This is a genomic window from Halostella sp. PRR32, assembly GCF_034808085.1.
GTDB lineage: Archaea > Halobacteriota > Halobacteria > Halobacteriales > Natronoarchaeaceae > Halostella > Halostella pelagica.
The window spans coordinates 1-313 of record NZ_JAXHGL010000049.1 but is presented as its reverse complement, the minus strand read 5'-3'; the positions used below and the strand labels follow the sequence as shown (position 1 = coordinate 313).

General features: G+C 69.3%; 1 pseudogene. It reads left to right on the top strand.

Annotated elements, in window-relative coordinates:
• Positions 1-313, top strand: a pseudogene (locus SM753_RS20350) (HAD family hydrolase); the annotation flags it as partial.

The window sequence follows — 313 nt, the reverse complement described above, 5'->3', positions numbered from 1 at the left end:
CGAGTCCTACGAGAACTGGACCGCGGACGCAGACGACCTCGCGCCCGCCGCGGCGTGGGCACGCCGGTTCTACGCGGCCGCGGACCCCGAGATACGGAGCGTCCTCGAGACCGTCGGCGGGTTCCCGGACATCGACGTCGACGACGTCCCCGACGCCGTCGTGGCGGTCTTCGAACGCATCGACGTTGCGTACTACGAGGCCGACGCCGCCGAGATCGGGAGTCTCGAACTGAACAAGGTCGTCGGCGTCGAGGCCGCGCTCGACGTCCTCGACGTCGCGGACCCGTTCTCGCTCGTCATGGGAGACTCGAAG